Annotated in this window: 13 protein-coding genes; 7 read left to right on the forward strand and 6 right to left on the reverse strand. The window is 56.0% G+C overall.

Going from position 1 to position 14,720, the window contains the following annotated elements:
* The first annotated feature begins 49 nt into the window (after positions 1 to 49).
* From AC4ICF_RS02070 to rlmB, 5 genes are all read left to right on the forward strand, one after another.
* Positions 50 to 247, forward strand: a complete 198-nt coding sequence (locus AC4ICF_RS02070; RefSeq protein WP_011915620.1) for a DUF2065 domain-containing protein — start codon at positions 50 to 52, stop codon at positions 245 to 247.
* A gap of 104 nt (positions 248 to 351) precedes the next feature.
* Positions 352 to 1,650, forward strand: a complete 1,299-nt coding sequence (locus tag AC4ICF_RS02075) for an adenylosuccinate synthase (RefSeq protein WP_024907332.1) — start codon at positions 352 to 354, stop codon at positions 1,648 to 1,650.
* Positions 1,651 to 1,842: 192 nt separating this feature from the next.
* Positions 1,843 to 2,268 carry a nitric oxide-sensing transcriptional repressor NsrR gene (gene nsrR / locus AC4ICF_RS02080; RefSeq protein WP_061099476.1) on the forward strand — a complete coding sequence of 142 codons (426 nt, stop codon included), beginning with the start codon at positions 1,843 to 1,845 and terminating at the stop codon, positions 2,266 to 2,268.
* A 38-nt stretch (positions 2,269 to 2,306) separates the two neighbouring features.
* Complete coding sequence (gene rnr, locus AC4ICF_RS02085) at positions 2,307 to 4,748, forward strand: ribonuclease R (protein ID WP_163330671.1); 2,442 nt, start codon at positions 2,307 to 2,309, stop codon at positions 4,746 to 4,748.
* A 65-nt stretch (positions 4,749 to 4,813) separates the two neighbouring features.
* The gene (gene rlmB, locus AC4ICF_RS02090; RefSeq protein ID WP_116343612.1) at positions 4,814 to 5,548 is read left to right on the forward strand and encodes a 23S rRNA (guanosine(2251)-2'-O)-methyltransferase RlmB; all 735 of its coding nucleotides are present in this window, start codon (positions 4,814 to 4,816) and stop codon (positions 5,546 to 5,548) included.
* A gap of 89 nt (positions 5,549 to 5,637) precedes the next feature.
* On the opposite strand, the gene AC4ICF_RS02095 is transcribed toward rlmB, so the two are convergent.
* On the reverse strand, positions 5,638 to 6,912 hold the full coding sequence (locus AC4ICF_RS02095) for an MFS transporter (protein WP_491466144.1): 1,275 nt from the start codon (positions 6,910 to 6,912) through the stop codon (positions 5,638 to 5,640).
* A gap of 194 nt (positions 6,913 to 7,106) precedes the next feature.
* Here AC4ICF_RS02095 and AC4ICF_RS02100 point away from each other — a divergent pair, with 194 nt between their 5' ends.
* Positions 7,107 to 8,729 carry an isovaleryl-CoA dehydrogenase gene (locus tag AC4ICF_RS02100; RefSeq protein WP_302219127.1) on the forward strand — a complete coding sequence of 541 codons (1,623 nt, stop codon included), beginning with the start codon at positions 7,107 to 7,109 and terminating at the stop codon, positions 8,727 to 8,729.
* Here AC4ICF_RS02100 and AC4ICF_RS02105 read toward each other — a convergent pair.
* The 3 genes from AC4ICF_RS02105 to bsmA all read right to left on the reverse strand — a co-directional run bounded on the left by AC4ICF_RS02105 (position 8,726) and on the right by bsmA (position 11,582).
* Positions 8,726 to 10,657: a methyl-accepting chemotaxis protein gene (locus AC4ICF_RS02105; protein ID WP_166709862.1), complete on the reverse strand. Its 1,932-nt coding sequence runs from the start codon at positions 10,655 to 10,657 to the stop codon at positions 8,726 to 8,728. The genes AC4ICF_RS02100 and AC4ICF_RS02105 overlap by 4 nt on opposite strands.
* Positions 10,658 to 10,828: 171 nt before the next feature.
* Entirely contained in the window at positions 10,829 to 11,116 is a 288-nt protein-coding gene (gene yjfN / locus AC4ICF_RS02110) for a DUF1471 family protease activator YjfN (RefSeq protein ID WP_439209967.1), read from the reverse strand.
* A gap of 136 nt (positions 11,117 to 11,252) precedes the next feature.
* Complete coding sequence (gene bsmA, locus AC4ICF_RS02115; RefSeq protein ID WP_028015263.1) at positions 11,253 to 11,582, reverse strand: biofilm peroxide resistance protein BsmA; 330 nt, start codon at positions 11,580 to 11,582, stop codon at positions 11,253 to 11,255.
* Positions 11,583 to 11,719: 137 nt separating this feature from the next.
* Here bsmA and yjfP point away from each other — a divergent pair, with 137 nt between their 5' ends.
* Positions 11,720 to 12,442 (forward strand): esterase, encoded by a 723-nt coding sequence (gene yjfP, locus AC4ICF_RS02120; RefSeq protein ID WP_116343608.1) that lies wholly within the window; start codon positions 11,720 to 11,722, stop codon positions 12,440 to 12,442.
* On the opposite strand, the gene ulaR is transcribed toward yjfP, so the two are convergent.
* On the reverse strand, positions 12,439 to 13,194 hold the full coding sequence (gene ulaR, locus AC4ICF_RS02125) for an HTH-type transcriptional regulator UlaR (RefSeq protein ID WP_024907324.1): 756 nt from the start codon (positions 13,192 to 13,194) through the stop codon (positions 12,439 to 12,441). The two genes, yjfP and ulaR, sit on opposite strands and share 4 nt — an antisense overlap.
* A gap of 110 nt (positions 13,195 to 13,304) precedes the next feature.
* Complete coding sequence (gene ulaG, locus AC4ICF_RS02130; RefSeq protein WP_006810379.1) at positions 13,305 to 14,369, reverse strand: L-ascorbate 6-phosphate lactonase; 1,065 nt, start codon at positions 14,367 to 14,369, stop codon at positions 13,305 to 13,307.
* Between the last annotated feature and the right edge of the window lie 351 nt (positions 14,370 to 14,720).

A 14,720-nucleotide genomic window follows, 5' to 3' on the forward strand; every position in this document is an offset into this window, starting at 1 on the left:
AAACCACCGCTCCCAACGGAGCGGTGGTTTTCTTTTATAAGGATGAAAAATGAATTCAACGATCTTGCTTGCGCTGGCCCTGGTTCTGGTGCTGGAAGGCCTCGGTCCGATGCTCTATCCGCGCGCATGGCGTCGTATGATCGCGACCATGAGCCAGCTGCCGGATAATATCTTGCGTCGTTTCGGCGGCGGTCTTGTGGTTGCCGGTATCGTTATCTACTACATGTTGAGGAAAACGATTGGCTGATCAAAAACTAGCCGCAGTTGGCATATTTTAGGGTCAAAAAGTGCTGTATATCTGAAAAAGCGATGGTAGAATCCATTTTTAAGCAAACGGTGATTTTGAAAAAAATGGGTAACAACGTCGTCGTACTGGGCACCCAATGGGGTGACGAAGGTAAAGGGAAGATTGTTGATCTTCTGACTGAACGGGCTAAATATGTTGTACGCTACCAGGGCGGTCACAACGCAGGCCATACTCTCGTAATCAACGGTGAAAAAACCGTCCTCCATCTTATTCCATCAGGCATTCTTCGCGATAACGTCACCAGCATCATCGGTAACGGCGTTGTGCTGTCTCCTGCTGCGCTGATGAAAGAGATGAAAGGTCTGGAAGACCGTGGTATCCCTGTTCGTGAGCGTCTGCTGCTCTCCGAAGCCTGCCCGCTGATCCTGGACTATCACGTGGCGCTGGACGTAGCACGTGAAAAAGCGCGCGGCGCGAAAGCAATCGGCACCACCGGTCGTGGTATCGGCCCGGCTTACGAAGATAAAGTTGCACGTCGCGGTCTGCGCGTGGGCGACCTCTTCGACAAAGCGACCTTCGCTGAAAAACTGAAAGAAGTGATGGAATATCACAACTTCCAGCTGGTGAACTTCTACAAAGCTGACGCTGTTGACTACCAGAAAGTGCTGGATGACGTCATGGCGATTGCAGACATTCTGACCGGTATGGTTGTTGATGTGTCCGATCTGCTGGACCAGGCGCGCAAGCGTGGCGATTTCGTCATGTTCGAAGGTGCGCAGGGTACGCTGCTGGACATCGACCACGGTACCTATCCGTACGTAACCTCCTCTAACACCACCGCGGGTGGCGTGGCGACCGGCTCCGGCCTGGGCCCACGTTATGTGGATTACGTTCTGGGTATCATCAAAGCGTACTCCACTCGCGTGGGTGCGGGTCCATTCCCGACCGAACTGTTTGATGAAACCGGCGAGTTCCTGTGCAAGCAGGGTAACGAGTTTGGCGCGACTACCGGTCGTCGTCGTCGTACCGGCTGGCTGGATGCGGTTGCAGTGCGTCGTGCAGTGCAGATCAACTCCTTGTCTGGCTTCTGCCTGACCAAGCTGGACGTGTTGGACGGCCTGAAAGAAGTGAAAATCTGCGTAGGCTACCGTATGCCAGATGGCCGTGAAGTGACCACCACTCCGCTGGCCGCTGATGACTGGGAAGGCATCGAGCCAATCTACGAAACCATGCCGGGCTGGTCTGAGACCACCTTCGGTGTGAAAGAGCGTAGCGGCCTGCCGCAGGCGGCGCTGGATTACATCAAGCGCATCGAAGAACTGACCGAAGTGCCGATCGATATTATTTCTACCGGCCCGGATCGTACTGAAACGATGATTCTGCGCGACCCGTTCGACGCATAATCTTCGTGACTGCTGGCCTGCGGGGAGACCCGCAGGCCGGATAAGCGTAGCGCCAACCGGCGACCGCTCCTGGATCTCCGCTTTTTCGCCCCGTCTGTCAAATAAATTAGCCCCTAACTATCTGGCTGGTTTATCATCATTAATGAATATCTCAGCGGTTTGACCGCGTTTTCCCTTTTTCCTGAGGTTGATGTGCAGTTAACAAGTTTCACCGATTACGGCTTACGCGCGCTGATTTACATGGCGTCGTTACCCGAAGGGAAGATGACCAGTATCTCTGAAGTGACAGAGGTATACGGTGTATCCCGTAATCATATGGTCAAAATAATCAATCAACTTAGCCGTGCCGGATACGTTGCTGCCGTCCGCGGGAAGAATGGAGGGATCCGTCTTGGTAAACCGGCACAGAGTATTCGTATCGGGGATGTGGTACGCGAGCTGGAGCCCTTGTCTCTGGTGAACTGCAGCAGCGAGTTCTGCCACATTACGCCCGCTTGCCGCCTGAAACAGGCGCTTTCTAAGGCCGTGCAAAGTTTTCTCAAGGAACTGGATAACTACACGCTGGCCGATTTGGTTGAAGAGAATCAACCGCTTTATAAATTATTGCTGGTGGAATGAAGAAAATTTCCACCGGAGCTGACAACGGAGGAACCGACATGTCACAAGATCCTTTCCAGGAACGCGAAGCCGAAAAATACGCGAATCCTATTCCCAGCCGCGAGTTCATCATTGAACACTTAACAAAACGCGAAAAACCCGCCAATCGTGAAGAACTTGCCGTTGAATTAAATATTGAAGGTGAAGAGCAAATTGAAGCCCTTCGCCGCCGCCTGCGCGCCATGGAGCGCGACGGGCAGTTGGTCTTTACCCGCCGCCAGTGCTACGCGCTGCCTGAACGCCTCGACCTGCTGAAAGGCACCGTGATTGGTCACCGTGACGGCTTTGGCTTCCTGCGAGTGGAAGGTCGTAAAGACGATCTGTATCTCTCATCCGAACAGATGAAAATGTGTATCCACGGCGACCAGATCCTGGCGCAGCCGCTGGGTGCCGACCGTAAAGGCCGCCGCGAGGCGCGTGTGGTTCGCGTGCTGGTGCCGAAAACCAGCCAGATTGTGGGCCGCTACTTTACCGATGCGGGCGTGGGTTTTGTTGTGCCGGACGACAGCCGTCTGAGCTTCGATATTCTGATCCCACCTGAAGAGGTGATGGGCGCGCGCATGGGCTTTGTGGTGGTGGTGGAACTTACCCAGCGCCCAACCCGTCGCACCAAAGCGGTCGGGAAAATCGTCGAAGTGCTGGGCGATAACATGGGCACCGGCATGGCCGTCGATATGGCGCTGCGCACGCATGAGATCCCGTACGTCTGGCCGAAAGCGGTCGAGGAGCAGATTGAAAACCTGCGTGAAGAAGTGCCGGAAGAGTCCAAAGCGGGCCGTGTGGATCTGCGCTCCCTGCCGCTGGTCACCATTGATGGTGAAGATGCCCGCGACTTCGATGACGCCGTCTACTGCGAGAAAAAACGCGGCGGCGGCTGGCGTCTGTGGGTGGCGATTGCTGACGTAAGCTACTACGTTCGTCCGCACACGCCGCTGGATAACGAAGCGCGCAGCCGCGGTACGTCGGTCTACTTCCCGTCTCAGGTTGTACCGATGCTGCCGGAAGTGCTCTCAAACGGCCTGTGTTCCCTGAACCCGCAGGTTGACCGCCTCTGTATGGTTTGCGAGATGACTATCTCCACCAAAGGGCGCTTAACGGGCTACAAATTCTACGAAGCGGTGATGAGCTCGCACGCGCGTCTGACCTATACCAAGGTCTGGCATATGCTGCAGGGCGACCAGGATCTTCGCGAGCAGTACGCGCCGCTGGTTAAGCACATCGAAGAGCTGCATAACCTCTACAAAACGCTGGATCAGGCGCGCGAAGAGCGCGGCGGGATCTCCTTTGAGAGCGAAGAAGCGAAGTTTATCTTCAATGCGGAACGCCGCATTGAGCGTATCGAGCAGACCCAGCGTAACGATGCGCACAAGCTGATCGAAGAGTGTATGATTCTGGCGAACATCTCGGCGGCGAGATTTGTTGAGAAAGCCAAAGAGCCTGCGCTGTTCCGTATCCACGATAAGCCGTCGACGGAAGCCATCACCGCGTTCCGCTCCGTGCTGGCTGAACTGGGTCTGGAGCTGCCAGGCGGTAACAAGCCAGAGCCGCGTGATTACGCCGAGCTGCTGGAGTCCATTGGCGACCGTCCTGATGCAGAAATGCTGCAGACGATGCTGCTGCGCTCTATGAAGCAGGCTATTTACGATCCGGAAAACCGGGGGCACTTCGGCCTGGCGCTGCAGTCTTACGCGCACTTTACCTCGCCGATCCGCCGCTATCCTGACCTGTCCCTGCATCGTGCGATCAAGTATCTGCTGGCGCAGGAGCAGGGTCATAAAGGGAACACCACCGAAACCGGCGGGTATCACTATTCGATGGAAGAGATGCTGCAGCTGGGCCAGCACTGCTCCATGACCGAACGTCGTGCTGATGAAGCCACGCGTGACGTTGCGGACTGGCTGAAGTGTGACTTTATGCTGGACCAGGTGGGCAACGTCTTTAAAGGCGTGATTGCCAGCGTTACCGGCTTTGGTTTCTTCGTTCGTCTGGATGAGCTGTTCATCGACGGCCTGGTGCACGTCTCCAGCCTGGATAACGACTACTACCGCTTCGACCAGGTCGGCCAGCGCCTGATTGGCGAATCTGGCGGCCAGACCTATCGTCTGGGCGACCGTGTGGAAGTGAAGGTTGAAGCCGTGAATATGGACGACCGTAAAATCGACTTCAGCCTGATCTCCAGCGAGCGCGCGCCGCGTAACGTCGGTAAAACCGAGCGTGAAAGGGCGAAAAAGGGCGGCAACGGTAAAGCGAGCGGTAAACGTCGCCAGGCAGGCAAAAAGGTAAACTTCGAGCCGGACAGCGCGTTCCGCGGCGAGAAGAAACAGAAGCCGAAGGCGGCGAAGAAAGAAGCCCGTTCAGCTAAAAAGCCTTCCGCGAAAACGCAGAAAATTGCTGCCGCCACCAAAGCGAAGCGCGCGGCCAAGAAAAAGCAGGCGGAGTAATTCTCCCCTCACCCTGACCCTCTCCCCAACCGGGAGAGGGGAAATACTTATTACGAGAACCATCAATGAGTGAAATGATTTACGGCATCCACGCGGTGCAGGCCCTTCTCGAGCGCGCACCGGAGCGTTTTCAGGAAGTCTTTATTCTGAAAGGGCGTGAAGATAAGCGTCTGATGCCGCTGATCCACGCGCTGGAAGCGCAGGGCGTGGTGATCCAGCTGGCTAACCGCCAGTTCCTGGATGAGAAAAGCGAAGGCGCGGTTCACCAGGGAATCATTGCCCGCGTGAAGCCTGGCCGTCAGTATCAGGAAAATGATCTGCCGGATTTGATTGCCGGGCTGGATAACCCGTTCTTCCTGATCCTCGATGGCGTAACCGATCCGCATAACCTCGGCGCGTGCCTGCGCAGCGCCGATGCGGCGGGCGTGCACGCGGTGATCGTGCCGAAAGATCGCTCCGCGCAGCTGAACGCGACTGCGAAGAAAGTGGCCTGCGGCGCGGCGGAAAACGTTCCGCTGATCCGCGTGACCAACCTGGCGCGCACCATGCGTATGCTGCAGGAAGAGAACATCTGGATCGTCGGTACCGCCGGTGAAGCGGATCATACTCTGTACCAGAGCAAAATGACCGGCCGTCTGGCGCTGGTTATGGGAGCGGAAGGCGAAGGCATGCGTCGTCTGACCCGCGAACACTGCGACGAGCTGATTAGTATCCCGATGGCGGGCAGCGTGTCGTCTCTGAACGTTTCCGTTGCGACGGGCATCTGCCTGTTTGAAGCGGTGCGCCAGCGGGGAGCATAAACAGCAAGGCCGTCCACAGGACGGCCTTTTGTGTTTTCTCCCTCTCCCCGTGGGAGAGGGCCGGGGTGAGGCACCAGACGGTGACAAACTCACTCTTCTAGCGACCGCAAATGGTCATCCTTCCTCAGCGTCATCAGCGCGAAAATACTCACTACCGCCGTCGCCATCACGTAATACGCCGGAATATCCAGGTTGCCCGTCTGCTTAATCAGCCCGGTAATGATTAGCCCTGCACATCCCGAGAAAAGTGCGTTCGACAAAGAGTAGGCCAGCCCCAGCCCCGTATAGCGCACGCGAGTCGGGAACATCTCAGATAGCATTGCCGGGCCCGGCCCCGCCAGCATGCCCACCAGACCGCCTGCAATGAGTACCACACCAGCCTTCACCGCCAGCGTGCTCGACTCCGCCTGAAGAATTTTCAGCAGCGGCAGGGCGAGGATCAGCAGCAGCGCGGTAGCGATAATCATCACCGTGCGGCGGCCAATCCTGTCGCTCAGGATCCCGGCCGGGATAATCGTCAGCGCAAAGCCGATATTTGAAATCACCGCGATCAGCAGCGCCTGGTTAAAGCCGGTGTGCAGCGCTGACTGCAGGTAGGTTGGCATAATTACCAGATAGGTATATCCCGCCGCGGACCAGACCATCACGCGCCCAATGCCCATCAGGATGGTTTTGAGCGTGGCGGAAGTGCTGGCCTGAGCAGCAGCCGGTTTTTCCTGCTGCTGCACAAAGCTCGGCGTCTCTTCCATACTCACCCGCAGCCATAGCGCGACCGCACCCATCGGCAGGGCAAGGAAGAACGGAATGCGCCAGCCCCAGTCATGCAGGTCTTCAGGGGTAAGAACGGCAGAGAGCAGCGCGACAATAGCAGCGCCCGCTAACAGCCCGAGCGCTACGGTAAAGGACTGCCACGCGCCGTACAGGCCGCGCTTGCCGCGCGGGGCGAACTCGGTCATCAGCGAGACCGCACCACCGTACTCGCCGCCCGCGAACAGCCCCTGCAGGATGCGCAGCAGCGTAATGATTAACGGCGCAGTAATGCCGATACTGGCGTAGACGGGCACGATGCCGATGGCCGTGGTGGCGAGCGTCATCAGCACCAGCACAATAATCAGCGTCGGTTTTCGCCCAATCTTGTCGCCAATACGGCCAAATATCACCGCACCCAGCGGACGGAAGAAGAAGGCGATGGCAAACGAGGCCCAGGTGAGGATCAGACTGGTCAGTCCCGCCTCTCCCTCAAGCTGGAAGAAGTTCTTCGCAATCACGGTCGCCAGAAAACCGTAGACCGCAAACTCATACCACTCGATGAAGTTACCAATGGAGCCTGCAATTAATGCACGCTTGTGCGCATCCTGTTGCATAACGATCCTCACAAAGACGGGTTAAGAATAAATTATTCAACATAAGCGGGGTAATGAAATAGTTTATTCTTATGTTCTGTGAGCTATTTCACGAATGATATCAGCGGGATCACCACCGTGTGACCTCACTCCCATGCAGCGTGCACGCGGTCTGTCCATACTTACCTTCATTGCCACTGAAGGAGGGAGACAGCATGCACTGGCAGACCCATACCGTTTTTAATCAACCTGCCCCACTCTCTAACAGCAACCTTTTCCTTTCAGACTGTGCCCTGCGTGATGCGGTGGCGCGTGAAGGGGCCGAGTGGGATATAGAACTCCTCGCCAGCATTGGTCAGCAGTTGGGTACGGCGGAATCGCTGGAGCTGGGCAGGCTCGCGAACGTGAATCCACCGGAGCTATTACGCTACGACGCCACCGGAGAGCGGCTGGATGACGTTCGCTTTCACCCCGCGTGGCACCTGCTGATGCAGGGGCTCTGCGCCAACCGGGTACATAATCTGGCCTGGGAAGAGGAGGCGCGTAAAGGGTCGTTTGTCGCCAGGGCCGCACGCTTTGTGCTCCATGCTCAGGTAGAAGCGGGGACGTTATGCCCGGTGACCATGACCTTTGCCGCCACGCCGCTGTTGCAGCAGTCGCTGCCCAAACCGTTTCATGGCTGGTTAACGCCGCTGATGAGCGATCGCTACGATCCCCATCTCGCGCCGGGTGGGCAAAAGCGCGGCCTGCTGATCGGCATGGGGATGACGGAAAAGCAGGGCGGCTCGGACGTGCTCAGCAACACCACCAGAGCGGAAAAATGCAGCGACGGCAGCTACCGGCTGGTGGGGCATAAATGGTTTTTCTCCGTACCACAAAGCGATGCGCATCTGGTGCTGGCCCAGGCGAAAGGCGGCCTTTCCTGCTTTTTTGTTCCGCGTTTCTTGCCGGACGGACAGCGCAACGCCGTGCGCCTTGAGCGTCTGAAAGAGAAGCTTGGCAACCGCTCCAACGCCAGCAGTGAGGCGGAGTTCCTCGACGCTTCCGGCTGGCTGCTGGGGGAAGAGGGCGAAGGGGTACGGCAGATCCTCAAAATGGGCGGTCTGACGCGCTTCGACTGCGCCCTGGGCAGCCACGGGCTAATGCGCCGGGCGTTATCCGTGGCGCTGTACCATGCCCATCAACGTCAGACCTTCGGCAAAAATCTTATCGATCAGCCGTTAATGCGCGAAGCGTTAAGCCGCATGGCGCTGGTGCTGGAGGGGCAAACGGCGCTGCTGTTCCGCCTGGCCAGGGCGTGGGATAACCGTACCGATCCGCAGGAGGCCGCCTGGGCAAGGCTTTTTACCCCGGCTGCAAAATTTAGCGTGTGCAAAGCGGGCATTCCGTTTGTCGCGGAGGCGATGGAGGTGTTGGGCGGCGTAGGGTATTGCGAGGAGAGTGAACTTCCGCGCCTGTATCGCGAGATGCCGGTGAACAGCATCTGGGAAGGATCGGGAAATATCATGTGCCTGGACGTGCTGCGCGTGCTGGCGAAGCAGCCAGGGATCCACGACCTGCTTGCCGATGAGTTTGCCCAGGTGAAAGGACAGGACCGACACTTTGACCGCAGCTGGCGGCAGCTTCAGCAAAAGCTGCGTAAACCGCAGGAGGCACAGGGGAGGGAGATCGCGCGGCAGCTCTTTTTGCTGGGCGCCGGAAGCCAGATGCTGCGGCACGCATCGCCGCCCGTGGCGCAGGCGTGGTGCCGCATGATGCTGGATACCCGTGGCGGTACGCTGATGAGCGAGCAGGTGCAAAGCGATCTGCTGCTGCGCGCCACGGGCAGGGTTGGCTAGCGTTTAAGCTGGAACAGGCTGACCAGTTGGGTAAGGTGTGACCCTTTCTCGCGCAGCGTGCGTGCGGTTTGCTCGCTGCGTGAGATGCGATCGGCGTTGATATGCGACGCTTCGCCAATGTGGGTCATCGCAAGATTGACCTGGCCGATCCCCGCGGACTGCTCGCGTGACGCATGGTTAATCTCCGTGACCAGCTGGCTGATGTTGTCGATATGAACGATGATGGAATCCATCGCCAGACGCGTCTGTTCAGACAGCGCGTGGCCTTCGCCCACTTTTCGTAGCGTATCGCCAATCAGCTGTTCAATCTCCTTCACCGCGTTAGCGCTGCGTCCTGCCAGGGCGCGAACTTCCTGCGCGACCACCGCAAACCCTTTTCCGTGCTCCCCTGCGCGTGCTGCTTCAACCGCCGCATTCAGCGCCAGAATATTGGTCTGGAACGCGATGGACTCGATTACGCGCGTGATGTCTTCGATGCGTTTTGATGCTTCGCGAATGTCGTCCATCGTGGCAACCGCATGGGTTACCGTTTCACCACCCTGATGAACCGCGCGTGAGGTTTCACCTACCAGCTGCTGCGTTTGCTCCATGTTGGCGGCATTTTGCTGCACGGTCGCGGCCAGTTGCTCCATGCTGGCGGAGGTTTCTTCCACGCTGCTGGCCTGCTTGTTGATCTGCTCGGAGATGTCTCCGGTATCGGAGGCCAGCGCATTGGTGCCCAGATGTATCTCGCCCGCGGCTTCACGGACCTGCAGGACAATTTTTTGTAGCCCATCGCCAATACCGTTGATGGCATCGACCAGCTGGCCAACCTCATCCTGACGAGTGACGGGCAGGCTGGAGCGCAAATCGCCAGCGGCATACTGGCGGGCCAGGTCAATCACGTTACGCAGCGGACGGGTCAGCATCCGGCGAATAAGCACTACAAACAGGCCCGCGAAGAGGACTGACAACGCTACGCCGGCCAGCAGGAAACGGTCGCGCATGGCGTTAACGCTCGCGAGCAGGACTGATTTATCCACTTCACCGACGATGGTCCAGTTCCAGCCGGGCAGCGGCGTATAGGCCATTTTCAGCGTGCGGCCGTCGTCGCTTACGCGTTCCAGCGTACCTGAGGAATCGCTCAGCAGCTGCTGTTGGGTGGCGCTATCCCACTTCGGCTGTTTTCCCTCTTCGCTGGCATGGAACAGATACTGACCGCGCGTTTTGCCGTTGCTGCGGTCCAGCACAAAGAAGTGCCCGCTCTCGCCCAGGCGGCGGTTAAGGATTTTCTCGCGCATGACGTTCCAGGAGTGAGTGATATCCACCCCAACGAAGATGATCCCAATGACCTGGCCTTCACTATCCTTAACGGGCTGGTACTGGGTGATGTAGCGTTTGCCAAACAGGAGCGCCAGGCCGCGGTAGACTTCACCTTTGCTGACGGCGGCAAACGCCGGGCTGCTCGCGTCCAGAACGGTTCCCATGGCGCGATCGCCGTTCTCTTTGCGCAGGGAAGTGGCAACGCGAATGAAGTCGTTACCGCTGCGAACAAACAGCGTGGAGATTGCTCCTGTACGACTCAGAAAGTCATCAGAAAATGTCGTGTTTTCATGGAGTTCAGCGTCGCCCCCTTTCAGCAGGGGAACGGTGAGCCCGTTAATGGTCCGGGTCTGATTAGTATCGACGCTAAACGGCTGAGGCAGAAATGTCGTAAACAGTCTGGTATAGCTTTCGACTTCCTCGCTCAGGCTGGTATTAAACATCTGCACCATGTCGACCATACCGGTGGACTGATTATGCAGATCTTCTACCGCGAGGGCTTCAAGCTGCTGGCTGGCTTTTTGGCTGAGCAGGAAAGTGAAAAGCAGAAACAGCGTGGCGACACTGACGCCCGTCAGCAGCGACAGCTTTGTTCCAAGGCCCGCACGGCGGAAAAAATTGATCATAAATTGCTCATCATTGAAAAGGTATGGTTCTTCAACGGCAGAGCGGAGATTACGTTTACTGAATTAATGTAACAAAATGTTAGTTTATTGTTTTTGAGTGGTTTAAAAATAGATAAAAAATTTGCAAAAACGAAAAGCCACTAAAAATAAGTGGCTTTTATCAGGAAGGACTTATACGTAGAGAATGGCCTGTACCCGCCAGTGATCGATATGGTTATCTTCCTGCATCTGGATGATGCGATACCATGACGCGCCCTGTTCATCGGCCTTTAATGCCACGATACGTTCAACGTCTTGCGGGCTCCCCGAAATGTTATTGACGGAGATATGGCCTATTTCATTCAGACCCGTTACGCAATCCGCACTGGCGAATTCTGCTGGCTGCGCGGTGGTGCTCACAAGGCCTGCTGAGAGCAACAGAGAGGTCAAAGCAAGAGTTCGTTTCATCGTCAGCTCCATTTCACATATTTCCGGTATCCGCCGGGCAATCCTTCGCGAATAAACTCCCATTCCTTGTCGCTGGCATGGAGTTTATTGTGGACAGGAAAATGTCTATGGACGCAAAGCAGTGTAAATCTCGTTCAAAGGTAAACCATTATTTTCGGTACAAAATGGCTTGTGAATACCACTGTCCCGTTATGATGGTTTCGTCGATCATAATAATGACGTAATAATCTGCTTTAGCGGCGACGGCTTGTGCCTTTATTGCGTCTTCTGCGTCATCCGGCGAACCGCGAACCAGCGCGGAGACAGTGCCCATTCGCTGTAATCCTTCCGTCTGATTACGACGAATCTCCTGCGGATGATCGGCAACCGGGGGAGCGGGTTGCGGTGTACCCTGCAGTGCGCTACAGCCGCTGAGCAGAAACACCAGCAATAAAGCAGCAAACCTGTGCATAACCATATCTCGTTTCCTGTTAGCCATAGTGTAGTTGTCTGCGAATTTAGTTTTGGGGGAATGTTCCCGAAGTGTTATCTGGTACGCTATTTTCGAATGAAAATAGCGTCAAACCGTAACCCAGTTCTCAACATTATGAATCATTCATTCGTACAGGGTCGACAATGATTGAAATTGAAATACGCCATCTCGGTGAACATGAAATTTTACATGCCGTGCCGGCAGGAAAACGTGATAAACCGCTGCCGGTTGTGGTTTTTTATCATGGGTTTACCTCATCTAAACTGGTTTACAGCTATTTTGCGGTGGCGCTGGCGCAGGCGGGTTTTCGCGTGGTAATGCCGGATGCCCCTGACCACGGGGCGCGCTTCACGGGCGATGGACATGCGCGGCTTGGGCAGTTCTGGCACATTCTGCACGGCAGCCTGACCGAGTTTGCCGGGCTGCGCGATGCGCTTTATGAGGCAGGGCTGGTGGCCGATAATCGGCTGGCGGTGGCCGGGGCGTCGATGGGCGGTATGACGGCGCTGGGGATTATGACGCATCATCCTGACGTGAGGTCTGTCGCCTGTCTGATGGGCTCGGGCTATTTTACCTCGCTGGCGAAGACGCTTTTCCCCCCTCAGGATTTAACGCAAATTGCGGCGATGCTGGCAGAGTGGGAAGTGACCCGGGCATTGCCGCGCCTTGCCGATCGCCCGCTGCTGCTGTGGCACGGTGATGCGGATGATGTGGTGCCGCCGGACGGAACCTTCCGCCTGCAACAGGCGTTAAAGAATGAAGGACTGGACGCTAATCTGACCTGTTTGTGGGAATCGGGCGTCCGCCACCGCATCACGCCAACGGCGCTGGACGCCACGGTGGCATTTTTCCGCCAGCACCTTTAAACGCGCAGGACTTTGACGCCCTGATCTTCCAGCTTCTGGAGGATCTCCGGGTTCGCCCCTTTGCCGGTGATCACCATGTCGATCTGTTCTGCGCGGCTGAACAGCATGCCTGCGCGTTCACCGACTTTGCTGCTGTCGACCAGCACTACGAGCTTGCCCACAACGTTAAGCATGTTTTGTTCCGCCATTGCGGTCAGCATATCGGTTTTATACAAACCGTCAGCGGTCAGGCCTTTGCCGCTGGTAAACATCCAGTGCCCGGCGTAGAGACTGTTTTCGCTGTCCTGTGGGCTGAGCGTGATGGACTGGCTTTTATTGTACTGGCCGCCCATGATCACCACGCTCTCATGTTCCTGATCGATCAGGTAGTTAGCCAGCGGCAAATAGTTGGTGATGATTTGCACCGGCTTGCCGCACATCTCGCGACCCAGCAAAAACGCCGTGGAGCCGCAGTTGATGACGACGCTCTCACCGGGGTTCACCAGCTGCGATGCCGCTCTGGCAATCCGTACCTTTTCATCGTGATTCTGCGCCTGATGGATATTCATCGGCGACCAGCGTGGACGCTGCTGGCTGATGGCTTCCGCGCCGTTGCGGACTTTTTTCAGCTTGCCGCTCTCATCCAGCTTGTTGATGTCCCGCCGCGCGGTAGCGGGGGAGATGCCTAAACGTTCGATCACTTTCTCGACGGTGATAAACCCTGTTTGCGCCAGGAGTTCCAGTAAAATTTGATGCCGTTGCGCTTCCGTCATGAGCTATTCCGATAAGAATTGATTTGAAAAGATGATATTTGAAATAGCGTGAAATTACTAAAATAAATATGAAATCGCCAGACTCAGGGTCTGGCGATGTGGCCTCATAATCAGAGGAAGGACTTGAACGGAAGATCGGGCTCAATGGTGAAGCAATCATCGAAACCGCGTGGGTAGTGATATTCGAGATTGTCTTTGTCCAGAGGCCAGGTGAACTTGCCGCCGACCTGCCAGATAAACGGCTTAAAGCCATACTTCAGGCGGTCTTTTTTCATCTCCCACAGCACGCGGATTTCCTGCGGATCGGCCTGGAAGTTTGACCAGATATCGTGGTGGAACGGAATAACCACTTTGGTATTAAGCGCTTCCGCCATACGCAGCATGTCGGCGCTGGTCATTTTATCCGTAATACCGCGCGGGTTTTCGCCGTACGAGCCCAGCGCTACGTCAATCTGATGTTCGTTGCCGTGCTTCGCGTAATAGTTGGAGTAGTGGGAGTCACCGCTGTGGTACAGGGAGCCGCCCGGCGTCTTGAACAGGTAGTTCACCGCGCGCTCGTCCATGCCGTCCGGCAGTACGCCCGCAGCTTTCTGGTCGGCCGGCAGGGTAATCAGTGCGGTACGGTCAAAGGCATCCAGGGCGTGGATTTCAATGTCTTTGATTTTCACCACGTCGCCAGGCTTCATTACGATGCAGCGCTCTTTCGGCACGCCCCAGCCAATCCAGAGATCTACGCAGGTTTGCGGCCCGATAAAGGGTACGTCGTCCGCGCAGTTTTGCATTACCGCGGCCGCCACGTTCACGTCAATATGATCGTTATGATCGTGGGTAGAAAGCACAGCGTCGATCTGACGAATGGCAAACGGATCAAGCACAAACGGCGTGGTGCGCAGGTTCGGCTGCAGTTTTTCAACGCCGGCCATGCGCTGCATCTGGTGGCCTTTTTTCATCAGCGGATTACCGTGGCTCTGCTTGCCGGTGCCGCACCAGAAATCAACGCAGATATTGGCGCCGCCTTCTGATTTCAGCCAGATACCGGTGCAGCCCAGCCACCACATTGCAAACGTGCCAGGAGCAACCTGTTCCTGCTCGATCTCTTCGTTCAGCCAGCTACCCCACTCCGGGAATGTGCTCAGAATCCATGATTCACGGGTGATGGTTTTCACTTTACTCATCGTTTTGACTCCTGGGTTTAATCAAAAGTAATCATATGGTGATTTGTTGTGATTAATGCTGGCACCATTTAACGCGCTTTGCAATGGTAAAAATGAGGAATTTTATCTGCGCGACTTCACGGACTCTCCGCTATTTACTTGTTAGAGTATCGCATATTAAACATTAATCTAATGAATTATAAGGATTAATTTATTTTCATGGTACGGTAGTGAAAATCATTACTAACAGCATGGAAATAAATTGCGTGATGCGTCACAAATAATCAAATGCAATCTTGTGGTGATTATTTGTGATTAATAGAGTGATGACACCAACCGCACAGGGATTGCCCTTGTGTTCTCATTTCTGGA

The organism is Enterobacter sp. ECC_219_Taxon_10, assembly GCF_058354905.1.